Annotated in this window: 15 protein-coding genes; 12 read left to right on the forward strand and 3 right to left on the reverse strand. The window is 43.1% G+C overall.

All coding sequences use genetic code 11. The features are described from left to right. Positions 1 to 9 precede the first annotated feature (9 nt). A complete protein-coding gene (locus tag B4N43_RS13855) occupies positions 10 to 1,473 on the forward strand; it encodes a polysaccharide lyase 6 family protein (protein WP_286735347.1) in 1,464 nt (487 codons plus the stop codon). Positions 1,474 to 1,882: 409 nt separating this feature from the next. On the opposite strand, the gene B4N43_RS13860 is transcribed toward B4N43_RS13855, so the two are convergent. The 3 genes from B4N43_RS13860 to B4N43_RS13870 all read right to left on the reverse strand — a co-directional run bounded on the left by B4N43_RS13860 (position 1,883) and on the right by B4N43_RS13870 (position 4,671). Then, a complete protein-coding gene (locus B4N43_RS13860; protein WP_286735348.1) occupies positions 1,883 to 2,848 on the reverse strand; it encodes a DKNYY domain-containing protein in 966 nt (321 codons plus the stop codon). Positions 2,849 to 3,331: 483 nt separating this feature from the next. Next, positions 3,332 to 3,664, reverse strand: coding sequence for a hypothetical protein (locus tag B4N43_RS13865; RefSeq protein WP_157626195.1), 333 nt, complete (start codon positions 3,662 to 3,664; stop codon positions 3,332 to 3,334). A gap of 134 nt (positions 3,665 to 3,798) precedes the next feature. Continuing rightward, positions 3,799 to 4,671 (reverse strand): AraC family transcriptional regulator, encoded by an 873-nt coding sequence (locus tag B4N43_RS13870; RefSeq protein WP_286735349.1) that lies wholly within the window; start codon positions 4,669 to 4,671, stop codon positions 3,799 to 3,801. Positions 4,672 to 4,893: 222 nt separating this feature from the next. Here B4N43_RS13870 and B4N43_RS13875 point away from each other — a divergent pair, with 222 nt between their 5' ends. The 11 genes from B4N43_RS13875 to B4N43_RS13925 all read left to right on the forward strand — a co-directional run bounded on the left by B4N43_RS13875 (position 4,894) and on the right by B4N43_RS13925 (position 24,491). Continuing rightward, on the forward strand, positions 4,894 to 5,199 hold the full coding sequence (locus B4N43_RS13875; protein WP_075993880.1) for a hypothetical protein: 306 nt from the start codon (positions 4,894 to 4,896) through the stop codon (positions 5,197 to 5,199). A 304-nt stretch (positions 5,200 to 5,503) separates the two neighbouring features. Continuing rightward, positions 5,504 to 8,743, forward strand: a complete 3,240-nt coding sequence (locus B4N43_RS13880) for a SusC/RagA family TonB-linked outer membrane protein (protein ID WP_083663739.1) — start codon at positions 5,504 to 5,506, stop codon at positions 8,741 to 8,743. A 25-nt stretch (positions 8,744 to 8,768) separates the two neighbouring features. Next, positions 8,769 to 10,706, forward strand: coding sequence for a RagB/SusD family nutrient uptake outer membrane protein (locus tag B4N43_RS13885; RefSeq protein ID WP_286735350.1), 1,938 nt, complete (start codon positions 8,769 to 8,771; stop codon positions 10,704 to 10,706). Between the two features lie 14 nt (positions 10,707 to 10,720). Beyond that, a complete protein-coding gene (locus B4N43_RS13890) occupies positions 10,721 to 11,950 on the forward strand; it encodes a DUF4959 domain-containing protein (protein WP_286735351.1) in 1,230 nt (409 codons plus the stop codon). Between the two features lie 24 nt (positions 11,951 to 11,974). Then, complete coding sequence (locus tag B4N43_RS13895; protein ID WP_286735352.1) at positions 11,975 to 13,174, forward strand: DUF4998 domain-containing protein; 1,200 nt, start codon at positions 11,975 to 11,977, stop codon at positions 13,172 to 13,174. 73 nt (positions 13,175 to 13,247) lie between these two features. After that, a complete protein-coding gene (locus tag B4N43_RS13900) occupies positions 13,248 to 15,269 on the forward strand; it encodes an alpha-galactosidase (RefSeq protein WP_286735353.1) in 2,022 nt (673 codons plus the stop codon). A 13-nt stretch (positions 15,270 to 15,282) separates the two neighbouring features. Further along, positions 15,283 to 16,323 (forward strand): GntR family transcriptional regulator, encoded by a 1,041-nt coding sequence (locus B4N43_RS13905; protein ID WP_286735354.1) that lies wholly within the window; start codon positions 15,283 to 15,285, stop codon positions 16,321 to 16,323. Between the two features lie 16 nt (positions 16,324 to 16,339). Further along, positions 16,340 to 17,935, forward strand: coding sequence for a solute:sodium symporter family transporter (locus tag B4N43_RS13910; protein WP_286735355.1), 1,596 nt, complete (start codon positions 16,340 to 16,342; stop codon positions 17,933 to 17,935). Between the two features lie 34 nt (positions 17,936 to 17,969). Beyond that, the gene (locus B4N43_RS13915) at positions 17,970 to 20,198 is read left to right on the forward strand and encodes a glycoside hydrolase family 95 protein (protein ID WP_286735356.1); all 2,229 of its coding nucleotides are present in this window, start codon (positions 17,970 to 17,972) and stop codon (positions 20,196 to 20,198) included. A gap of 12 nt (positions 20,199 to 20,210) precedes the next feature. After that, positions 20,211 to 22,409: an alpha-galactosidase gene (locus B4N43_RS13920; protein ID WP_286735357.1), complete on the forward strand. Its 2,199-nt coding sequence runs from the start codon at positions 20,211 to 20,213 to the stop codon at positions 22,407 to 22,409. A 96-nt stretch (positions 22,410 to 22,505) separates the two neighbouring features. Then, positions 22,506 to 24,491 (forward strand): sialate O-acetylesterase, encoded by a 1,986-nt coding sequence (locus tag B4N43_RS13925; RefSeq protein ID WP_286735358.1) that lies wholly within the window; start codon positions 22,506 to 22,508, stop codon positions 24,489 to 24,491. Positions 24,492 to 24,497: the final 6 nt, after the last annotated feature.

Raw genomic sequence — 24,497 nt, forward strand, 5'->3', positions numbered from 1 at the left:
AATTTAAATATGATCAAAAAGAATTCAGTTATTGCTTCACTTCTGCTGCTATTGGCGGTAGGAACTAGCTGTGAGAAATCGCCAGCTGAAAAACTCACTTTAAACAGTATTGCCTGTGCGCAATGCCACAGCATTCAGTCGGCAGCGGATCTTCAGGCACTGAGCTTACAGCCCGGAGACACGGTCATTATGAAGTCCGGCCAATGGACCAATCAGGACCTAACCTTCAGTGCTCAGGGAACAAAACAGCAGCCTATTGTATTGATGGCAGAGCAGCGGGGGGCTGTTATCATGAAAGGTACTTCTTCTGTTAGTATCACGGGACAATGGTTAGTTGTGGATGGACTCGTATTTCAGGATGGGTATACGACAGGCAAAAATGTGGTGGATTTTACTTCTTCCTCTTCAAACTGCCGCCTTACCAATACGTCGATTGTGGACTATAATCCACCGGCAGCAACGACCGACTACCGTTGGGTTTCCATCAATGGATCCTACCATCGTATTGACCACTGCTATTTAAAAGGAAAGACCCATCAGGGACCGACCATGGTCGTATGGGGAACCAGTAAACCAATGAAACACCGGATCGATCACAACTTCTTTGGTGAGCGTGCTGCGGTACCGGATAATGGTGGGGAAACCATCCGTGTCGGAACCAGCGATTGGTCGATGACAAATGCACTTACAACCATTGAAGATAATATTTTCCAGCGCTGTAACGGCGAAACGGAAATTATATCCAATAAGATGGGAGCCGATACGATCCGCAACAACTATTTCTATGAAAGCCAGGGAACCCTTTGTCTGCGGCATGGTAATGGATCAGCCGTTTATGGTAACTATTTTGTTGGTAATGGCAATAGTGCCGCTGGCGGTATTCGTATCATCGGTGAAGATCATCTTGTCTACAACAATTACTTCCAGAATATGGCCGGCACGGGACAAAAAGCTGCGTTGGCCATCATGGACGGTGTACCAAATTCACCTTTAAGCGGTTACTTTCAGGTAAAACGCGTAAAAGTCGTTGCCAATACCATGATCAAGTGTAAGCAGTCATTCGATATAGGTTCAGGTAAAGGTGGCAATAGCCGGACATTGCCGCCAACGGATGGGCATATCGCAAATAATGTGGTTTCACAATCTGCCCAGTCTACCATGTTGACCTTTACCGATCAACCGGTCAATTTTGTGTATCAGGGAAACATTGTTTTCGATGTACCGACAGGTCAACAGCTGCCGGCTGGATTTACCCGAGTTAATCCACAATACACACTAACAACAGATGGCATCTATGAGCCTACGAGTAGCAGTCCGGTATTGGGTACCTTTGTGGGGAATTATCCTTTTGCAGCAGCGGCAGATGCTGGAGCGCCTAAACTGGATACAAAACATCGCGATCTGCTGAAAGCCCAAAATATAGGCCCTGTATTTATGACCGGCCTCGGGAATAGCTTGGTTATTAATCCTTAAAAGACCCTAAACATTACTTTATGCGGGGAATAAATTGTTTATTCCCCGCTTTTTTTGCGGTAAATAATGCTTGTATTTACCGCATATAATTTGGGGATCAACGGCAACAATATACTGCTACCAAATTATACCTAAAACCAATTTTTAATCAGTATTTAGACAGTAATCAGTCAGTGTTTGTTCAGTCATCACTGAGCAAGCACTGAACGAGCACTGAACAATCACTGAACAAGCACTGTAAAAAGGCCAAACTTGGTCACCATCAGATTTTCGTTTGCTTATACTATCTTTCCGTGGATTGGCCGTTGTTCAATGAATTCCTGTTGCGCAACTGAAGCTACTCTGGGCTTATCGAAAAAATTAAATACAAGGCCAAAATGGTCGGTATCAACATTATTATAGAATAAAATTAATCCAATTTTTCGCCCCGATAAAACTTCGTATACGCATCCCGTGCATAGCCGTTGTCTAAGTACTCAAACGTGCTAGCACCTGCTCCCTTTAACTCCTGGCCGCGATAGAAAACTGCCCAGGAGTCTTTTGCATAACCTCCTCCAAGCGCTTTAAATGTAGATGGCGAGGCACCCTTAACTTTTACCCCCTGATAGTAAACTACCCAGGGATCTGCTGCATAGCCATTTCCGATTAATTTGAACGAGTTGGGGCTGCCGCCCTCGACTTTGACTCCGCGGTAAAAAAGGTTCCAGGCGTCTTTGGCATAGCCGTCATCAAGGTATTCAAAGGTTGAAGGAGAAGCCTCTTCCACTTTCTGATTTTTATAAAAAACAGACCAATTGTCCTTGGCATATTGACCGCCAAGGGGCTGAGTGGTAGGACCAGCAAATTTATCATTCTTTTCGCCTCTATAATAGCTCGACCAATTATCTTTTGCATAACCCCGGCCGAGATTTTCAAAGCTTGAAGCATTGGCCCCATTAATTTCTTTGCCTAAATAGTAAGCTTTCCAGGGGTCTTTGCTGTAACCATTTCCCAGTATCTTGAAGGAAGACGCTGTTGCATTTGACAGTGGCTTGCCATAAAAATAAACCTTCCAGGCATCGCTGGCATAACCGTCTCCCAGGAACTGGAAAGTGGATGGACTTGCATCAGCTATTATTGCTCCTCGAAAATAAACCTTCCAGGTATCCTTTGCATAACCCGAACCTAAAAATTGAAATGAACCGGCATTGGCGTTCGGAATTTCTTTACCGCGATAATAAACGCGTGATCCGATTTTGCTGTAACCATCGCCCAGATGGTCCTGAAGCAAAAGGGCAGTACGGTTATATTGCGCAATATTTGCACAAATAGCCTGTGTGGCAGTAGTCAACAAAAGAAGAACGAGCATGGTTTTAAATGGGACTTTTGTCATCATATAGGGCATCGGATTAAATTTGAAAGCAAATGATCTTGGTGTACTCTTGTTAATGAGACCCGGTAATACCAGTAAAGTTTAGTCATTAATTAAATTTTTTTGTACGCTATCTTGCACTTGTTCCGAGATCGGTTTGCTGTTTATTTGCTGATTCTCTGTTGCTTGATTGGTGGTTATTTGCCGTTTCTTTGCTTATTCTTCGGGGCTTCTTTGTATCTGCTTCGAGAATGGTTTGCTATTCGTTTGCCGTTTCTTTGGTGTTTCTTCGCTGTTTCTCTGCTAAAACGGTAATTAAATAGCAACCAATCGGCAGAGAATAGGCAAAGAATAAGCAAGCAAGGGCGCCAGTAAGTCCCTTGCATACCTTACGCGAATACGACCAATCACCCTAGAGAAGGCTAATGTGATCGCAAAAACAGGGTCTATGGGTAAGCTAAGCTTCCTAACAGCAAAAGGCTGGATACAAGGTTGCATAGATGGCACTTATTTGGTCGGCTGTAAGTGTATTTCGGGAAAGGAGTAACTGGAATCCTGGATCGTGGTAAACAGGGAATAATCGGTGTAATCCGGAACGGCTATTTTCAGGAGATAGCTGCCCTTTTTTACCACCTGTATTTTAAATTCGCCATTGCTGTTTCTAACGGTATCTCGACCTAATAAAGCCAAGGGTTCCCTTTCCTTATTGGACGCATAGGTTTCAAGAATAAAATACCCAACGGGGTTATACTGATGGTCAACCAACCGACCGGTAATACGGTAAGGTGGAGTAGTAAACAGCCCATACAGTGAACAAGAGAGTAGCAGTAGTTTTAGCATATTTTTCCATTGTGTAGCTCGATAACATACAGGTATCCAGCTGATGAATCTTAAAACGGAGATCCTCACCGCGCGATTGGAATGACGATCTATGCAAAGGTAGCCTGCTGCGTCATTGAATAAATATCACAAGTTTATGAAAAACTATCATTTTGCATTTTCTGCTTGTAGGCGGAAGGAGATAAGCCCGTCAGTTTTTTGAAAAATCTGGAAAGATTATTAGGATCGCTGAAATGAAGTTCAAAGGCAATTTGGGCGATAGACTGTTCATCCAATAGAAGCCGCTGTTTGATTTCCTGTATTTTTCGGTGTTGGAGGAGGGTAATTGGACTATGTCCCGTGTAGGCTTTGATTTTGTGATTCAGCTCATTGCGATGTATTTTTAGTAAACTAGCATATTGGTTGCAGTTCAGGTTGGAGTTGACATGCTCTTCCATGAGCATTTTAAATCGCGTGAGCAAATTGTTGTTTGCGCTTTCGTTGGCTATATGGTGAAACGCACGAAATAGCCGGTCCAGTCGAAGTAAAATACTGGCAAGTAATGCGCGGATCATATTGGGGCTGTCGGATCGGAACGCGCCGATTTCAAAAACAATTTCGGAGAGCATGGGCTTGAACAACTCAAAATCACCCTCCATCGCGACAATATAAGGTGCAAACGAATAGTTGTAAAAATAGGGGAGTTTGTATACCAGTGTTTTATCCTGAAAGAAAGATTCCAAAAACTCGGGTTTAAAGATTAAATGAAATCCTTTGACACCGTTTTTATCAAAGTCACATTGCTTAATTTGGTTGGGTGAAGCGAATAAGATGGTGCCTGGGCATAATTCGATACGTTTTTCATTGGTATATGCGACTCCGTTTCCCTGTTCAAAAAACATGATCTCAAAAAAGTTGATGGTGTGCGGACCGGCCTCAAAAATCAGATCGGTATTATCCTCGAACCGGTGGGCATCCATCGCTAAGGGAAAGCCGTATTTGCTGTCGTCAAAATCAAAATAACGCATAATAGTGTCTTCAAACCAATAGGAAACGCCTAAGCGTTAAAATCGCAATGAATAAATATAATAGTTTTTCTGAATATTACTTGACAGGGAATTGAGGTCCTATCCATGCAATGCAAGTGCTGTCGGTCAAAAAAATATGCGACATGTCATATTCAGGTCAATGAAAGGCTGTATAAGCTCCTTAATTTGAAAAAGTAATATTTTTTTTGTATATTGCTGGTTATGAGTTTTAAAGAAAAATTAGAGAACTGGCGCACGTCAATCAATCGCGCCGGTAGTGGTGAGGAATTGTATATTTTGCTTTTGAACTATAAAAGGTTTATTAACAAAAATTGGGTGGACGATTTTGGCGATCCGGGAAACTGGAAATCGGAATTAAATCAGGTCATCAGCAAAGTAAGAAACAAGGTGGATGTAGCAGATATCAGAGCCTGCCAAGATTTATCGTCCTATCAGGACGATGCCCGGCAGACCGCACATTCACTCAATCATACGTTAAAATATCATCACTCATTGACAAAAGGGTAGGCTAGGCCTACCTTTTTTTGTGATCAAAATTTTTTAAATTATTTACTAAGCGGGATGTATAATCAGCCATGATTGTACATCCCGCTTTATTTTTCCCTTATTTCCTCGTGGTAAATAGTGGCTCGCTAGCCTAGTTATGACACACAGCCTGAACCTATTATTGTAAAAAATATTTGGATGACATAAATACATTTTATACATTTGATTAATAACTAGTATAGAGTAGTATAGTATAGCTAATTTAAAGGGGAATTGCTATTCTGTTTTAAACCTTATATAATAACCAATAATAACCATCTAATCTATGAGTGTGAAATCTATTAACTTTATTAAAAAAACTGGACTATTCCTGTTTCTTATTGCTTTGGCTATAAGTAAGGGATATGCTCAGGAACAGTTTCGGAAGCTTTCCGGGACTGTTGTTGATACGCTGGGAGCGGGAATTGTGGGTGTGAGTGTTGTCGCCCAGGAGGGAAAGGGACGGGCGACAAAGACCGACGCACAAGGACGGTTTCAGTTGGATGTTGCTGATGGAAATGTACTCAAATTTTCCATAGTAGGTTATCAGCAACAACTCCTGAAAGTGCAGCCTAATCAGCTCACTGTAACAGTACGGATGAAATCGACAAGCAACGAGATCGGTGAAGTTGTAGTCACGGCATTGGGGCAAAAACAACGGCGAGAAGCAATTGTCGGAGCAGTGACTTCCGTTAGGCCCGGAGACTTGAAAGTGCCGGCGAGTAATCTAACCAATGCGTTGGCCGGAAAAGTAGCAGGTGTAATTGCATTTCAACCAAGTGGACAACCGGGGCAGGATAACTCAAATTTCTTTATTCGTGGCGTTACAACCTTTGGCTACAAAAGAGATCCGCTGATTTTGATTGATAACGTTGAAATGACCAGTTCCGATCTAGCGCGATTGCAAGTTGATGATATCGAGAGCTTTTCTATTTTGAAAGATGCCAGTTCTACGGCTTTGTATGGAGCGCGGGGCGGAAATGGCGTTATTCTCGTAAAAACAAAAGAAGGGAAGAGTGGAAGAGCAAAAATTGATGTTAGATTGGAACGTTCTGCATCTGAATCTGTTAAAAATTTGCAGCTCGCTGATCCAATTACTTATATGAAATTATATAATGAAGCGCTCTTGACAAGAAATCCAGCTGCAGTACCACTTTATACTCCTAACAAAATTATGAATACGCAGGCATCTATGGAAGGTGCACCTGGAAGTAATCCCTTTGTTTATCCAGCTGTCAATTGGATGGATATGTTGTTTAAGAAACGGACAAGTACCGAAAGAGCAAATCTGAATGTTTCTGGTGGAGGTGGTGTGGCTCGCTATTATATTGCTGGGTCATATGCAAACGACGCGGGCATTTTGAAGACGGATATTAGAAATAACAATAATAACAATGTCAGCTTTAAAAATTATCAGCTCCGTTCTAATGTCAATATCGATCTGACTAAAAGTACGGAACTTGTTGTTCGTCTTTCCGGAAATTTCAATGAATATAGGGGGCCGATGACCAATGATCCATCTTTTGCAACAGATCTTTATAATATAGCGATGCATACAAGTCCGGTGGATTTTCCAGCTTTTTATGAACCTGATGCGGCAAATGCCGGTGTACAACATATTCTCTTTGGGAACAATACCGATGCGACTGTTTTGCCTGATGGTAGTACATTACCATCTTCGTCAACTGAGGTAAAGAACATTAATCCCTATGCTGCTTTACTTCGAGGAAACAGAAGATTTTCGGAATCACGGATGCTGGCTCAGTTGGAACTAAATCAAAAATTGGATTTTATTACAAAAGGTCTGAATTTCAGAAGCATTTTTAGCACAAATAGGTATGCGCGATTTGAATCACAACTGGCTTATGCACCTTATTTTTATAATGTAAAATCCTACGACAAAGCTAGTGATCAATATACGTTGAACTGGATTAACAATAAACCTGATCAGGCGCGAGAGTATTTAAATTATTACGCCGGAGAGAGTACACTCAGCACATTTTTATATTTACAGGGCGTATTGGACTATACAGCTGATTTGAATGAAAACCACAATATTAGCGCGGCACTGATAGGAACACAACAACAGCAGTTAAATGCGAACGCAAAGACTCTGTTTACCTCGCTGCCTTATCGAAATTTAGGCTTATCCGGACGTGCGACCTATGCCTACAAAAGCCGATATTTCTTGGAGTTCAACTTCGGATACAACGGTTCTGAGCGCTTTTCGGAAAATCATAGGTATGGATTCTTTCCAACAATGGGGGCATCCTGGATTATATCTGATGAAAAGTTCTATGGACATTTTTCCAATGTGATCAATCGAATGAAACTTAGAGGTAGTTATGGTTTGGTTGGAAATGATGCAATTAGTGATAGAAGATTTTTTTATCTATCGGATGTAAATCTAAATGGTGGCAATCCAGCATATTTTGGAATTAATAATGGCTATTCGCATAATGGTGTAACAATCAATAATTATGAAAATAGAGATGTCACCTGGGAGATTTCGAGACAGATCAATTTGGGATTGGAGCTTACTTTCCTGAAAAATATGAAGCTGATTACTGAAGTTTATAAAAACTATAAATCCGATATTCTCCAGGATCGTGCTAATATTCCAACTACAATGGGCTTAGAGGCGGGCATAAACGCAAATATTGGAAAGGTGGAATCTCAAGGAATTGAATTCTCATTGGATGGAAAACACAACTTTAGCAATGATTTTTGGATCTCTTCCATCGCAAATTTTACGTTCGCCAAAAACAAATATACCCAGTATGAAGAGCCTAATTACAGTGAAAAATATAGACTTCATACCGGTGTGGCAATAAATAGAAATTATGGTTATATCGCCGAGCGCTTATTTGTTGACGATACAGAAGCGCAGAATTCGCCGACCCAGATTTTCAGTAGTAATGGAATTGCACCAAGAGGTGGTGACATTAAATATCGTGACCTAAATGGAGATGGTGTTATCGACGGTAAGGACCAAACTTGGTTCGGCAACCCAACAGTTCCAGAAATTGTATATGGTTTCGGTTTATCCTCAGGATATAAAAATTTCGATCTTAGCGTATTTTTCCAGGGGCAGGCAAGGGTTTCTTTTGTTATCGATCCAGCTCGGACAAGTCCATTTATCAAGAGCCCTGACTCTTGGTTACCGGGAAATACCCAGGTGATCCAACAGTATGCAGATAACCATTGGTCTGAAGATAACCAAAATTTATATGCCCTATACCCAAGATTGGGTACAAATGGAGCGGAGATAGAAAACAATCGCCAAAATAGTACATGGTGGCTACGCGACGGTAGCTTTATCCGGATGAAATCTTTGGAGTTTGGTTATAGATTCCCGACAAAATTACTAAACAGGATTAAGGTCAGGAACTTGCGTATCTATTTTAGTGGATTGAATCTGTTGACGTGGAGCCCCTTCAAAATGTGGGATCCCGAGCTGGGAGGAAATGGATTTGCCTATCCGCTCCAGAAAGTATATAACCTAGGCATCAACCTCGGTATATAAGCCTTTTACTATAATGAATCAACACATGAAGACATCATATTCAAAATTTTTATACATGGCTGTCCTGTTTATTTCGACGGTGTCATGTAAGAAGTACCTGAATGTTACACCTGACAATGTCGGTACAATCGATTATGCTTTTAGAAATCGTAACGAAGCTGAAAATTATCTGTTTACCTGTTACTCAACGTTACAGCAGATGAATACGCCTTGGCTGGACGCGGGTTTTTCTACTTCAGGGGAGATAATCTATCCTGCACCAAATGAAATTAATGATAATCAGGGGCTTAATCCTGTGGGATTTAATATCATGAGAGGTACGCAGAACACGGGGAAACCAGGGCTGAATTACTGGGATGGTGCTGAGGGAGGGCAAGCTATTTTTAAGGCAATAAGACGTTATAACACTATGCTTGAGAACATTGATAAGCCCATCGACCTTAGTGAATCGGAAAAGAAAAGATGGATTGCAGAAACGAAGTTTTTGAAAGCCTATTATCACTTTTACTTGTTTAGAATGTACGGGCCTATTCCAATTATTGATGTCAACTTACCAATTAATAGCTCAATCGAAGACGTTAAGGTGAAGCGGGCTCCGGTAGATTCGGTTGTAAACTATATGGTACGGTTAATTGACGAGGCTATTCCGAATCTACCCATTCAAATCCAAAACCCACAACTGGAATTGGGGCGAATTACAGGACTAATAGCACTTTCCGTCAAAGCGCAGATTTTAACAACTGCAGCTAGTCCCTTATTTAATGGAAATCCGGATTACATTGGCTTTGGTAATAAAGATGGTCAACTTCTGTTTAATCAGGCAAAAGATAATACCAAATGGGACCGCGCTGCTCAAGCTTGTTCCGAGGCACTAAACGCTTGTCTTGCTAATGGCCTGCGCTTGCATACGTTTACACCTACAGCTGCGATGCCCGCAAATCTTCCAAAAGAATTAAAGGATGTTTTGACTATGCAAACCGCCATTACCGAAAAGTGGGAATTGAACACTGAATTAATATGGGGTTTGAATCCTGTATTTGGGTTTGGTTTACAAGAACGTTTTATGCCACGGCTTTCTGCCGCCTCAGCAGCCAATTTAGGTAGCGCACAGGGAACACTTTCTGTTCCGATTGCGCAACAGGAACTATTTTATACAGCGAATGGACTCCCTATTGAGGAGGACAAAACCTGGGATTACAGAAATAGGTATGCACTGAAAACAGCAACAGTTAACGATCAATATTATGTACACAATGGTTATGAAACTGTCGCTGCACATTTCAAACGTGAGCCTCGTTTTTATGCTGCGATCGCTTTCGATGGTGGTGTATGGTATGGAAACGGCGAATTAAATAATCCGACAAATGCATTTTATGTACAGGCAAAAGGAACGACAAGTTATGCAGGGCCTAAAGATCAATCACATACAAATATTACGGGGTATTGGGCCAAAAAATTGGTGAATTATCTAACAGTATACGGTACGCAAATGACTTATGAAAACTTTCATTTTCCATTGATGCGACTTTCCGATCTCTATTTGATGTATGCAGAGGCCCTAAATGAACAAGGCAAGAATTTTAGTGAGGTACTACCCTATATCGATATTGTAAGGGCTAGAGCAAATATACCAGCAATAAGAGATTCGTATACCGCTAGTTTGTCGACAAATCCCTCAAAATATACGACACAATCAGGCTTGCGTCAGATCATCCATCAGGAACGAAGAATCGAACTCGCATTTGAATGCGTGCCGGGATGGGACTTGCGCCGGTGGAAGGAATTGCAGAGTGTCATGAGTAAGCCTATACAGGGTTGGAATATATATAATGAGCAATCCGTTAATTATTATCGCCCTTTGACCTTATTTGTTCCGGTCTTTAGTGCAAAGAACTATTTATGGCCAATTAATTCCGATAATTTTCCGGTAAATAGTAATCTAGTTCAGAATCCTTTGTGGTAACAGTAAACTTAGTTATGATGAATATTAAAAAATATACTCTTCCTTTAGCTCTCTTTATACTGACAGCAGTTATTATAAGCGGCTGTAAGAAAAACAACGGCTTTAATGTCGTTATCTCGGAAGATACAAGTAAACCTTTACCTGTTAGTAACATTAAGGTTGATAATTTTACAGGTGGTGCCAATATAACGTATAATTTGCCCAATTCACCGAATATTCTGTATGTGTTGGCCAAATACAAGGTAAACGATAACCTTGTTAGGGAAACCAAGTCTTCTTATTATAAGGATACGGTGGTTGTGGAGGGATTTGCGAAAGAAAAACCTTACGAAGTCACTTTGTATACAGTAACGAGAGCTAATATTATGTCTGACCCCGTTACCGTTACTGTAAATCCGAAGATACCAGCCTATCTGGAAACCCGTCCATCACTTGTGCTATCACCGGATTTTTCTGGCGTCAATGTTACGGGCGATAATCCGTCGGGCAAGCAGATCAGCATCGTGTTGTTAAGCTTCAATAAAAACACTGGTTTGATGGAAATTGAAGACCAGTTTATTACCAAAGCTACTAAAATAAATCATTCTGTATTTGGGTTTAATGCCGTTGAACGCAAATTTGCAGTATATGTTGCTGACCGCTGGGGAAATTTTTCAGATACATTACAGACTTCATTGACCCCATTGTTTGAAGAGGCGATGGACAAAAACAAATTTAGTACACTGAATCTGAGTTCAGATACTCCAATAGATTTTAACTGGCAGATACAAAATTTGTGGGACGGTAGGGCCGATGGCAGTGGCTGGCATACCAAGTTCGGAGAACCTCTCCCTTACTCCTGCAGTTTTGGTATAGGAAAAACATATAAGCTGAGTCGCTTTGTGTTGTTTGAAAGAACAGGATCACAGTATACGTATAAGTATGCCAATCCTAGGGAATTTTCGTTATGGGGGAGCAATGCTGCCATACCTGATAATGTCAAGTTACCTGTGCGAGCAGATGAAGGGGCGGTGATTGGCAATTGGGTGAATTTAGGGAATTTTATTTTCCCCGATCCACCATCCGGAAATGCACCGGCCAACTCGACTGCTGCCGACGAAGAATTTGTTAAACAAGGTGTAAGTTTTAGAGTGCCATTTGGTGCTCCTCCAGTTAAGTATTTGCGAATAGCTGTGTCAACCGTTTGGGGAAGAGAGGCCGGTGCGCATCTGATGGAGATAACGCCTTATGGAACACCTGAATAGTAAAGTTTATCAATGTAACAAACAATGAAAAATAATATAATTACTTTAATCTGTTTCTTTCTTGCATTACTTGCAAGTTGTAGCAAACAACAGACAGATTTCCGGGACTTACTCGGGGGGCATGAAATTGTTTATACCGGTTTGGTTGGTCAGGTGCTTGAAAAGCCAGGAAATTTGCGAACAATACTGACCTGGAAAAAAAGTTCTGATCCAAGTATTGTCAAGTATGTGATTTTTTATAATCAAAAAGATTCCGTCGTTGTCAATGTCACCGATCAAAAGGATAGTATCTCGGCAACAATTGCCAATTTGGAGGAAGCAGTATATACATTCACGATCTATTCATACGATGCGAAAGGAAATAAATCCATTCCGAAACTTCTGAACGCCAAAATATATGGACCTATTTATCGGGCGAGTTTATTGAATAGACCTTATAATGCTGATGTTCCTTATGTAACTTTTGATAATGGAAAGGTCGAACTTAATTTTAACAAACCGGATACCGTAAATGTGACGACAAAAGTGAAATATACCACTACCGCGAATATGATCAAAGAAGTTGATCTTGCTCCAACAGATAGTATTCTGAATTTAAACGATTATAAGCCAGGAACGGAAATTACGTATAGATCTTCTTATAAACCCAAGCGGAATGCTATAGATATTTTTAGTGCCACAGCTGATGCGGTTTTTCCACAGGTTTATTTTAATGTTTTATGTGATAAATCATTGTTCAAAGAGCTCTCGTTACCCAACGATGTTGGTACATTGAATGAAAGTCCCCTTCGAAATTTGTGGGATGGTAGTATAGGACCGCAGGGATATCCGAATATATACCATAGTCAAAGTAATGTGCCTTTACCGCATACCATTAGTTTCGATATGGGTAAGATATATAATAATCTAAGTATTTTAGAGGAGACAGGGCGAAATTGCTGTCATAATCCGGATCAATTTGAGGTGTGGGGAATAGCAGATATTAGTAATGCAGCTACTACATTGCCGGCCAATGACGCTGGCTGGAAGGATGAAGCGATACGAAAAGGATGGACATTGTTATTGGATGCCGTAAGAACCGATGATGGAAGTGCCGCTAAAAAGTTTGAATTGATTAAAAATCCACCACCAGTTAGGTATATTAGAATCCGGGTCAAACATAATGCGAATGGTGATACAAATCAGAGTAACATGAGCGAGCTCAGTTTCTGGAATGGACAATAATAGTATAAAAGTTAATGTCCTTAATAAATCTTTGAAAAAACGGAATCAAAATAGAGAACTCAAAAATAAATCGATGAAATATTTTTTTGGAATATTATTCTTACTGACTGCTTCGATGACTGTGTATGCGCAGCCTTTTCAGGTCAAGAAAAATGGCCTAACGTTGACCTATAACAAACAAGATGGAACATATTCACTAAGTAAAGATCAAGTCGCCTATATCCAACAAGCAAGTGCCTATCTGGCACTTGCTAATGGACAAAAAATTAGCACTGATAAACTGAAAGGAACCCGCAGCGTCACAGAAAAGCCCATTCAGGACAATTTGGGCAAAGGTATACAGTATACCATTTCTGTTAAAACCCAACAGGGCATCACATTGCTGCAGCATTTTTATTTCTACGACACAATAGATGGCGTCATCCTTGAACTTGAAGTTAGGGGTAAAAATATAGCCAGTAATGAACTTGTGCCTATCTGGTCAAATACTTCAGTTGCCGGTCTGGGGAAATCCTTGTATCAGCTGGCTGTTCCTTTTGATAATGATACGTTTATTTCGTATGAAAACAATGTCCTTGCAATGAATAGTAAGCGCAGCGCCGAAGTCGGTGTTGTATACGATAAGGACAGCGGAAAAGGTCTGTTGATTGGTTCATTGGATCAATCCGTCTGGAAATCGGGTATCGCGATCGAAGGAGATCAGGGGCAATATACCCACTTGGCAGCACAGGCGGGATTTACAGATGTAACTATCACACGGGATTCCATGGCGCACGGGACGGTGAAGGGGGATGTCATTCGCTCCCCAAAATACCTCGTGTCTTACGACAAGGATTGGCGTACTGGGCTCGAAAACTATGCTAAAATACACCGGAAGCTATCGCCGGCCTATGTGAAATCGTGGCAAGGAGCTACACCTGTCGGCTGGAACAGCTGGGGTGTTATACAGGAAAAACTTAATTTTCAGAATGCCACAGGCACAGCAGACTATTTCGCAAAAGATATTCCTTATTTCCGGAACGCAGATGGCGAAGCTTTTATAGATCTTGACTCTTTTTGGGATAATATGACGCCCGGAGGTATGTCAGGCGACTACACGCAGCTGAAGCAATTTGTTCGCTATTGTGATTCTTTGGGCCTCAAGCCCGGTGTGTATTGGGCCCCTTTTACAGACTGGGGGCATGGAAGTGGCCCCGACCGCAAGGCAGAGGGAAGCCAGTTTACCTTTGGCCAGCTTTGGACAAAAACCCAAAAAGGCTACCACAATTTAGATGGTGGTCGGGCTCTTGATCCGACACATCCAGGTACGTTGGCCCGTATGGATGTGATCTTAGGGAAATTGGTCGACTGTGGCTTCCGAATGATCAAGGTCGATTTCCTCTCTCATGCGGCAATCGAATCCACAGGTTTTTACGATAAGAAAATTCAGACAGGTATGCAGGCTTATGCTGTGGGGATGAAACATCTCGTCGACGTGCTGCAGGGTAAAATGTTGATCTATGCCGCAATTTCGCCTTCCCTGGCGACAGCCCAATTTGCACACATGCGCAGAATAGCCTGCGACGCCTGGAAGACGATCGATCAAACTCAATATACGCTAAACAGCGTTAGTTACGGCTGGTGGCAAACTTATCTTTACGATTTTATCGATGCCGACCACCTGGTCTTTCATGATGAAAGCCCTGAAGTCAATAAGGCAAGACTGCTTTCCGGTGTGGTAACGGGGACCATTATCCTTGGTGACGACCTATCGAAAAAAGAAAACTGGCAGCCAAAGATGAATCAATATCTGCAGGACCCCGAAATTCTAAAAATTATTGCCGACGGTAAAAGCTTCCGTCCGGCAGGATTTGTAGAAGGAAAAGCAGCAAATACGTATTATTACAAAAAGATTGGAACAACGCTGTATGTGGCCATATTTAATTACAATACAGCCCCGGTAGCAATAAACATAGATTTTAAACAGATTGGCCTGGAGCCAAATACAACCTATAAGGCGGTGGAACTGTTTGAAAAAACAGCGCAGGAATTTACTGCTAAAAATCCCATTGCCTTTGAGCAAGCAGGAGCAAAATTGCTTAAGATTGCTCTTTAGTTAATAATATTATATGAAGATAACCAAAGAAGAACAGTTTAAGGCGTTGATCGATCGGATCAAACGATTGGAAGCTTTAAATGGGCTTTCGAAACATGAATGTATCGTACAGGGCGTGTTGGATGCCATTGATGCCAATGAACTGGAGGTGCACGCCAGTTTGCCTTCTGTCAATAACTTGATCCAATACCTAGGCTATGCACGCGAAACCTTTGCCAAAGCTTACCGCGACCTAATTGCTCATGGCGTGGTGGAATCCAAAAATAGAAAAGGATATTTTGTAGTCAGTAATAATACGCAGTTGAAACAGAAAGTTGCCGTCTTGTTATATGCTTACGATACTTTTCAGGATACCTTGGTATCCGAATTGCGGGCCAATCTTCCGGAGGAAGTTACGGTCGATCTTTTTTTCCATCACAACAATATGGAAACCTTTGAAGATATTTTCAATCGTATTCAGGGACGCTATACGGTATATATTGTCGCTCCGATTGAAAATGCCGATTCTGAGCGTTTATTGCGAAATATTCCTGTGTCAAAACTATTGATTATCGACCGGCTGATGGATTTGGGCGCGGAATATTCTTATGTTTCTCAGGAATTTGAAGCAGCCACCTATGCTGTATTCCAGCAACTACAACCAAAGATCAAAAAGTATAAAGAAGTGATCTTCTATTTTCGGGAAAATACAGCCGAACCCAATGAAATCAAAAATGCGTTCTTACGCTTTCTGAAAGACTATAAGATAAAAGGACGTATCGAAAAGCAGTACCATGTAGGGGATCTAAAAAAAGGGAAACTGTATTTTACCATTCACAATCCGGAACTCTATCAGATGTTAAAAGAGGTGCTGCAAAAGGGCTGGACCTTGGGCGAGGATCTGGGGATTTTATCGCATAATGATGATGTCATCAAAGAGATTATCAGCGGTGGTATTACCACCTTTTCGACAAGTTTTGCACGTATCGGATCGGAAGCAGCCAAGTTTGTGCTCGAAAGAACATTGATCCGGGAAGTGGTACCGACAACATTGGCAGATCGCGGCTCTGTATAAAAAAGAAAGTTTTACGATGATAATTTTTAGTTTTTGTCTTTTTACCGGTTTGGTTGCGCTATGGTCCTTATGGAAATTTAAGACCACCTATTCCACGACGCTCAACGGCTTCTTTCTTGCTGGAAAGAGCAATAGCTTTTGGATGGTTGGTTCAGCCTTGCTGTTGACAAACTTGAGCGCCAACCAGTTTATAGGTGAAAACGAATCGGTTTATATCAATAATCTTTCAGTTATCGGCTGGGGCATTAGTTCCGTTGTTGCCATGCTTTTGGTATCGGAGTTTCTGCTACCTATTTATTTTAAGCATGGCTTTCGGACGGTTCCGGATTTCTTGGCGCTGCGATTTGACACCAAAACAAAAATGCTGGTTTCTATCCTCATCTTGATTGGATATATTGTCAATTTGCTGCCTCCTGTATTGTATGGTGGAGCATTGAGCCTTGCGACCATGTTTGATGTCCCGGCGTTATTGCATATTACCTACTGGCAGAGCATCTGGTTGCTGGTATGGGCTTTAGGCGTGATAGGTAGTTTATATAGTATTTTGGGTGGTCTCAAGCTGATTTCCTTATCGGATTTAAGCTTAGGCTTATGTCTGTTTTTACTTGCTGTGCTTATTCCTGTCTTTGCGCTCTGGCACCTTGGAGGTGGCGATATCTGGTCGGGTCTAGCGCAGTTACTGCATGAAAAAAAAGAGCACCTCAATGCTGTTGGCGGAAAGCATGATGCGGTCCCATTTTCGACCTTATTTACCGGAATGCTGCTGATCAATTTCTATTACTGGGGGATGGAACCCTATATTGCACAGCAGGCCCTGAGTGCTAAGAATTTAAAGGAGGCCCAAAAAGGGATGACTTTGGCTGCGGGTGGTAAGCTCCTTATGCCCTTGCTGATCAATCTGCCGGGGCTTTTGGCTGTGCATCTGTTGCCGCATGTACAGCCTACGGCTTCTGTTTTTCCGAAACTTATCGTTTTAATTTTTCCCGATATCCTGATCGGTTTTTCCTTGGCCTTGGTCTTTGGCGCTGCGATGACAACATATACCGCAGGGCTGCAGAGCTGTGGCAGTTTATTTATTTTTAATATTTACAAACCCTATCTGGCTTATAAAAAGAGACCATACAGTGAAAAGGAATTGGTGCGAAAAGGGAAATTGTTTGAATTGATTATTTCAATTTCGGCGATGTTTATTGCCCCTTTTATCCTTTTTGCCCATGATGGATTTTATACCTATTTGCAGACCGTATCGGGCTTATTTAATATGCCCATTTTCACCATTATGATCTTAGGGATTTTATCCCGCCGTGTGACACCTCGCATGGCACAGATTGGATTGTTTTTATACATGTTCAGTTATTTTTTTCTGGTGTTTGTCTGGAAAACAGAGCTACACTATCTGCACCTGTTCGCGCTGTTGTTTATCGCTGTGGCGCTGGTCATCTGGGGGGGAAGTAGACTGAGCCAGCCAAACTATCTATCGGAGTATCAATTTGAGTTTTCGGGCCAGGATAAAGAAGCTTATTGGAAAGGCCGCTATGGTGTGGGCGCAATTTTGATTGTCCTGATGATTGTCATATACCTTGTTTTTTCACCCTTGGGCATTGCCCAATAAAATTGTATAAACCGCTATGTTGATGCACACAAAAATGAAATACGTTCTCTTAACACTCCTGATCATTTGTTTTGGCACTTCCCAGGCCCAACGGTATTATCTCTGGGATGATCGACCTGCCAAAGATTGGATGACCGAAGCATACCCTATCGGAAATGGACGAATTGGCGCGATGATCTTCGCGGGCGTAAATCAGGAACATATTCAATTTAATGAAAATAGCCTCTGGACAGGTGATGAACAGGAAACAGGTGCCTATCAGGCTTTTGGTGATCTTTTTGTTCGTTTTGACTCCGATATTAATAAATCCTTTACCGCTTATAGCCGGAAATTGAATTTGGATAAAGGTCTGCATGAAATAGCCTATCAGCAGGATGGACAGCAAATCAACCGACGGTATTTTGCGAGTCAGCCCGATCAGGTCATGGTATTTGAGTATGCGAACAGTAAAAAAGGGAAACTCAATGCCCAGATCGCACTTCAGGATGCACATGGGCAGGCGGTACAGGCAGAAGATGGTCACCTGTGGTTTCAGGGAACGCTCGATAATGGCATGCGGTATGCCGCACAGGTACGCGTGCAGGTCGTAGGCGGTTCACTTTCCAAAACGACAGATGAAAAAGGACAGGCTGTCCTTAACGTAAAATCTGCCGATCGAATTGTTCTGCTGCTGAGTGCCGCAACAGACTACGCCAATACACGGGCGACCAAATGGAAGTCGGCCGAAGAACCGATGAAGGTCAATGAACGTTATCTGCAGCAAGCGGAAAAATATGGCGTAAATAAACTCCTGGCACGGCACGTTGCAGATTATACAGCGCTGTTCAACCGCGTGGAGCTTGATCTCGACCATAGCCAGCTGGACGCCAAGCAAACAACAAAAGCGCTGTTGGAGGCGTATAAAAAACAACCGATCCCGGCTTTGGAAGCATTGGTATACCAATATGGACGTTACCTGCTGATCAGTTCCTCACGGAAAGGTGGTTTGCCTGCAAATCTGCAAGGGCTTTGGAACAACAGTAACAATCCACCATGGCGCTCAGATTACCATTCCAATATCAATGTGCAGATGAACTATTGGCCTGCGGAAGTCGCTAATCTGGGTGAATCGGCCTGGCCTTACCTCGATTATATCAATAGCATGCGTGAGGTGAAAAAAATAAATACACAAAAGGAATTTCCGGGCGTAAGGGGCTGGACCGTAAAGACCGAAAATAATATCTTCGGTGGGGAGAGCTTTCTTTGGAATACCCCTGGAAGTGCCTGGTATGCGCAGGCGCTGTGGGAGCATTATGCCTTTAACAAGGACGAGAAATACCTACGCGAATTTGCGTATCCGATTTTGAAAGAAATAAGTGAGTTTTGGGATGATCGTCTAGTTCGAAGACCGGACGGAACTGTGGTGGCGCCAAAGGGCTGGTCGCCGGAACATGGACCCACAGAGGATGCCGTGAGCTATGACCACCAGATTATTTACGATCTCTTTAACAACTACATCCAGGCGAGCACAGTTTTAAATATGGACGCCGATTACCGTAAACATATCATGGCACTTCGCGATGCGCTGCTCAAACCCAAAATCGGTAAATGGGGACAGTTGCAGGAGTGGGAAACGGATCGTGATGATCCACAGGACAAGCACCGCCATGTTTCGCATCTGTTTGGTCTGTACCCCGGTAACCAATTCTCTGTTTTAAAAACACCGGAACTGGCCAAAGCTGCACGAGTTACGCTGACCGCGCGAGGCGACGAATCCACCGGTTGGTCCATGGCCTGGAAGGTGGCTTTTTGGGCCCGCTTGCAGGATGGGAATCACGCCTATAAAATCCTAACTAATTTCATTAACCTCGTTGGCGGCGATGGTATTGATTACAACAATGGCGGTGGCGTTTACGCCAACTTGCTCTGCGCACATCCACCTTTTCAGATTGATGGCAACCTGGGTTATGTGGCTGCGGTGAGTGAAATGTTGCTGCAGTCGCAGACGGATGTGCTGGAATTACTTCCTGCACTGCCTGATCGCTGGTCGGCCGGAACGGTCAAAGGGCTCAAAGCCCGGGGCAATGTACATATCGACAAGATGGAATGGAACAACAGCAGCATTAGGCAGCTTATTGTTTCATCGCCGCAAGATCAAACGATTCAGGTATTGAGCCCTTCCCAATTGGCAGGTCTAAGCCCACAGCAGGAAATCAATGGTAAATACCTTTATAAGATTCAATTGAAAGCAAACAAAATAGTCAAGTTCGTTAACAAATCCTAAATCTATTTATATATGCCAACCCATCATTTTAAACATGTTGTACTCGGGCTTTTGATGACCCAGGGGCTTGTCCATCTGGAGGCACAGGCGCAGTCCAAACAGATTCCTATTGAAACCAGATCGAATGCCTTAGTGTTGGAGTACGATTCCACGAAAACACTGAAAATGCTCTATTACGGTGAAAAATTGAGTGATTCTAAAGAGTACTCGACCATTGCAAGCGGTTATAAACAATTGACCGATTATAGTGGCCTCTCCAATGCGGCGTATACCCCCTCAGGTTCGAAAAACCTACTGGAACCAGCCATCAGTGTTGTTCATGCCGATGGTAACCGTTCCCTGGACCTGCGCTATGAAAAGCATGCGGTGAAAAACCTGGATACCAATGTCAAACAGCTTGATATCACCCTAAAAGATCCGGTATACGATATTTATGTCGTTTTACACTACAAATCGTTTTTGAATGAAGATATCATTGAGCAGTGGGCAACGATCCAGAATAAGGAAAAGAAAGCCGTCACGCTGGAAAAATTTGCTTCGGCCAATCTGACCCTGCGCTCCAACGCGTATTGGCTACGGCAGTACCATGGCGACTGGGCAAAAGAAATGCAGGTGGACGAGGCTCCGTTAACACATGGCATTAAAGTGCTGGACAGTAAGCTCGGAACACGGGCGAATTTATTCCAGCCACCTTCCTTTATGGTGTCACTGGGCAAGGCAGCATCCGAAGATGAAGGGACAGTGCTGATGGCAAGCCTTGGGTATAGTGGGAATTTTAAGGTGGATTTTGAAGTGGATTACCTCAATAACCTACGTATCATTGCCGGAATAAATAACTATGCTTCCAATGTAAAATTAGCCAGCAACCAGGAATTTACAACACCCAAATTGATCTATACCTTGTCGACAAAGGGAAAAGGCACCGCCTCCCGAAATCTGCACAATTGGGCCCGTAAATATCAGCTGCTGGATGGAAATGGCGAACGCCTGACTTTACTCAACAATTGGGAGGCGACCTACTTTGATTTTAATGAACAAAAATTAAAAGGTTTGCTCCAGGATACCAAAAAACTAGGCGTAGATCTATTTTTATTGGATGACGGCTGGTTTGGAAATAAATATCCGCGTAACAGCGATCATTCCAGTCTAGGAGATTGGCAACCGAACCGGACAAAACTGCCCAATGGTATCGCAACACTTGTCGAAGAAGCGACCAAGCAGGGCGTTAAATTCGGTATCTGGGTAGAACCCGAAATGGTTAGCCCCAAATCCGAACTCTACGAGCAACATCCGGATTGGGTTGTCAAACAGCCGCAACGTGAAGAACATTACTTCCGTAATCAGTTGATCCTGGATCTGACAAATCCCAAGGTGCAGGATTTTGTTTTCCAGATTCTGGACGACCTGTTTACCAAAAATCCGGCATTGGCCTATATCAAATGGGATTGTAATGCGGTCATTTACAATGCGCATTCCGCATTTCTAAAAGATCAGGGTGCTTTCTATGTTTCTTATGTGGAAGGCCTTTATAAGGTGCTGGAGCGCATTCGTTCGAAGTATCCGAAAGTGCCGATGATGTTATGTTCGGGCGGTGGTGGTCGTGTGGACTATGCGGCACTTCGGTACTTTACCGAATTTTGGCCTTCGGACAATACAGACCCTCTGGAGCGTATTTTTATGCAGTACGAGTATTCGTACTTTTTCCCGGCAATCAGCACCTCAAACCATGTGACAGACTGGGGAAAACAGTCCCTAAAATTCCGTACGGATGTAGCGATGATGGGCAAACTGGGTTTTGATATTGTGGTGAGCCATCTGAAAGAACAGGATCTGTTATTCTGCCAGCAGGCGGTAAAGAATTACGACGCGCTTAAAGGAACAATCTGGCATGGGGAGCAGTATCGTCTGGCCGATCCACGTGAAGGTGACTTTGCCGCCCTCAGCTACGTGAATAGCCAAAAAACCGAGGCTGTCATCTTCAACTACCTGGTCAATAACCGCTATGGTATCGGCACAACCGATCCTGTCCGTTTAAAAGGACTGGATGCCCAAAAGCAATACCGGGTGGAGGAGATCAACCTGTATCCGGGAACCAAGTCGAGCTTAGGTCAGGGACAAACCTGTTCGGGCGACTACCTGATGAAAGTTGGCGTAAATCCAGACCTGAATAGCAACCGTCCCAGTGTTTTACTAAAAATATCGGCACTTTAAAAAATAACGGTGGTACATCTGAAGCTTCGACGCTAACAGCCGGGACTTCGGATGCGCCAAATGTATAAACCCAATTGAGCAAAAAACTCAAAAATCATGATAAAACCTAAACAGTATAAACGGACTTTGTTGGCCCTGCTACTCAGCGTTGCCAGTGGATTTTCTGCCCTACAGGCCAAAGTACAGCTGCCGGCTTTTATTGGCGACAATATGGTGCTGCAGCAGAAAGAAAAGGTCAAGATCTGGGGAACCAGTACCGCAGTCGGCAAGGAACTTAGCGTAAACACCAGCTGGAACAACAAGAACTATCAGGTTGAGGTCGATCAGCAGGGAGGCTGGCAAGTCTATCTGGAGACACCGAAATACGGTGGACCCTACCAAATTACCATCAACGATGGTGATCAATTGATCCTAAAAAATATTCTGATCGGTGAAGTCTGGTTTTGTTCAGGACAGTCAAATATGGAAATGCCCCTGGCGGGCTGGGGTAAGATCAATAACTTTGAGCAGGAAATCAAAGCAGCCAACTTTCCCAATATTCGTATTTTGCAGATTCCAAAAGCAACCGCCAATCAACCTACCACCGCAGTGAAGGTGGAGTCCGGTGGATGGAATCCAGTGACGCCACAAAGTATTCCGGAGTTTTCGGCGACAGCCTATTTTTTTGCACGCGAGATCTACGAGAAAACAGGCATTCCCATTGGCCTGATCCATTCCTCCTGGGGCGGAACAATTATTGAAGCCTGGATGAGCAGGGAGGCACTTTCACCTTTTTCAACCTATACGGCGGCCATTGAAAAAATTCAACGTCCGGATGCACAGGAAATCTATGCGAAAGATCTGGCCGAATGGAATCGCGTCGCCGAGCAGCAGGATCAGGTGAAGACAGCAACGCAGGGCGAGTGGTTTGCCCCACAATTGGATAAAAGCAGCTGGTCGACGATTACTATTCCGAGCTTTTTTGACAAGAACCTGTTTCCGGGAATGGATGGTGTCGTTTATTTTGGCAAAGACGTTGAACTACCGGCACATTGGCAAGGTAAACCCCTCAAGTTGATTTTGGGAGCGATTGATGACAATGACATCACTTATGTCAATGGTACAAAAGTGGGTGAAACTGTCGGTTACGACCAGATTCGGAAGTATACTGTTCCTGCAGCGGCCAACAATTCAAGCCTATTGCATATCGCTGTTCGCGTATTTGATGGAGCCGGCGATGGTGGAATATATGGCGGAACAGAACAACCTCGACTGGAAGGGCCAAATGGTGAACAGCTATCTCTCGTTGGAGACTGGAAATGCAAAGTAGGTTATGATCTGGCGAAGCTGCCGGCAAAACCTAATGCGATGGAGGGGCCCAACAGACCGACTGTGCTCTACAATGCCATGGTTAAACCTTTTGTGGATTTTAAAATAAAAGGCGCCATTTGGTACCAGGGTGAAAGTAACGCAGATTCAAAAGACGCTCCTTATCAGCAACTGCTGCCCGCACTGATTCAGGACTGGCGCCAGCAGTGGAACAATGAAAAGATGCCTTTTTATTTTGTTCAACTGGCCAACTTTAAAGCGAAAAGTGTAACACCGCAGCCTTCTTCCTGGGCGAGATTACGGGAAGCCCAGCGCCAAACACTCAAATTGCCTTATACAGGTATGGCTGTTATAACGGATATCGGCGATGCACAGGATATTCATCCGAAAAATAAGCAGGATGTCGGTAGAAGACTTGGCTGGATCGCAACAGCGCAGCTCTATGGCAAGAAGATCCCTTATTCGGGTCCTGTCCTTCAGCATTGGACGACAAAAGCCGCGGAAATGGAACTTAGCTTTAACCCCATGGGCAAAAAGCTTGTGCTGAAGGGAGCGGATAACCGCAACGGTAGTTTCACAATTGCTGGTGCCGATCAGGTTTTTTATCCTGCAGAAGTCAAACAGGTCGGAAATAAGCTGATCGTATCTGCCAAAGAAGTACCATCGCCCGTCGCAGTGCGCTACGGCTGGGCCGATAACCCGGACCTGACTTTATACAACGAAGCCGGAATACCCGGATCTCCCTTCCGAACTGATGACTGGACAAAAAACTAAAACCAC

Origin of the sequence: Sphingobacterium sp. UBA1897 (genome assembly GCF_002337775.1) — a bacterium.
In the GTDB taxonomy this organism is placed as follows: domain Bacteria; phylum Bacteroidota; class Bacteroidia; order Sphingobacteriales; family Sphingobacteriaceae; genus Sphingobacterium; species Sphingobacterium siyangense.

Bases quoted from the DNA above. Each gene is read 5' to 3' on its own strand.
- B4N43_RS13915 (WP_286735356.1), top strand. From the start codon at position 17,970: ATGAAATACGTTCTCTTAACACTCCTGATCATTTGTTTTGGCACTTCC.
- B4N43_RS13895 (WP_286735352.1), top strand. From the start codon at position 11,975: ATGAAAAATAATATAATTACTTTAATCTGTTTCTTTCTTGCATTACTT.
- B4N43_RS13925 (WP_286735358.1), top strand. From the start codon at position 22,506: ATGATAAAACCTAAACAGTATAAACGGACTTTGTTGGCCCTGCTACTC.
- B4N43_RS13905 (WP_286735354.1), top strand. From the start codon at position 15,283: ATGAAGATAACCAAAGAAGAACAGTTTAAGGCGTTGATCGATCGGATC.
- B4N43_RS13870 (WP_286735349.1), bottom strand. From the start codon at position 4,671: ATGCGTTATTTTGATTTTGACGACAGCAAATACGGCTTTCCCTTAGCG.
- B4N43_RS13865 (WP_157626195.1), bottom strand. From the start codon at position 3,664: ATGCTAAAACTACTGCTACTCTCTTGTTCACTGTATGGGCTGTTTACT.
- B4N43_RS13855 (WP_286735347.1), top strand. From the start codon at position 10: ATGATCAAAAAGAATTCAGTTATTGCTTCACTTCTGCTGCTATTGGCG.
- B4N43_RS13910 (WP_286735355.1), top strand. From the start codon at position 16,340: ATGATAATTTTTAGTTTTTGTCTTTTTACCGGTTTGGTTGCGCTATGG.
- B4N43_RS13875 (WP_075993880.1), top strand. From the start codon at position 4,894: ATGAGTTTTAAAGAAAAATTAGAGAACTGGCGCACGTCAATCAATCGC.
- B4N43_RS13885 (WP_286735350.1), top strand. From the start codon at position 8,769: ATGAAGACATCATATTCAAAATTTTTATACATGGCTGTCCTGTTTATT.
- B4N43_RS13880 (WP_083663739.1), top strand. From the start codon at position 5,504: ATGAGTGTGAAATCTATTAACTTTATTAAAAAAACTGGACTATTCCTG.
- B4N43_RS13920 (WP_286735357.1), top strand. From the start codon at position 20,211: ATGCCAACCCATCATTTTAAACATGTTGTACTCGGGCTTTTGATGACC.
- B4N43_RS13860 (WP_286735348.1), bottom strand. From the start codon at position 2,848: ATGATGACAAAAGTCCCATTTAAAACCATGCTCGTTCTTCTTTTGTTG.
- B4N43_RS13900 (WP_286735353.1), top strand. From the start codon at position 13,248: ATGAAATATTTTTTTGGAATATTATTCTTACTGACTGCTTCGATGACT.
- B4N43_RS13890 (WP_286735351.1), top strand. From the start codon at position 10,721: ATGATGAATATTAAAAAATATACTCTTCCTTTAGCTCTCTTTATACTG.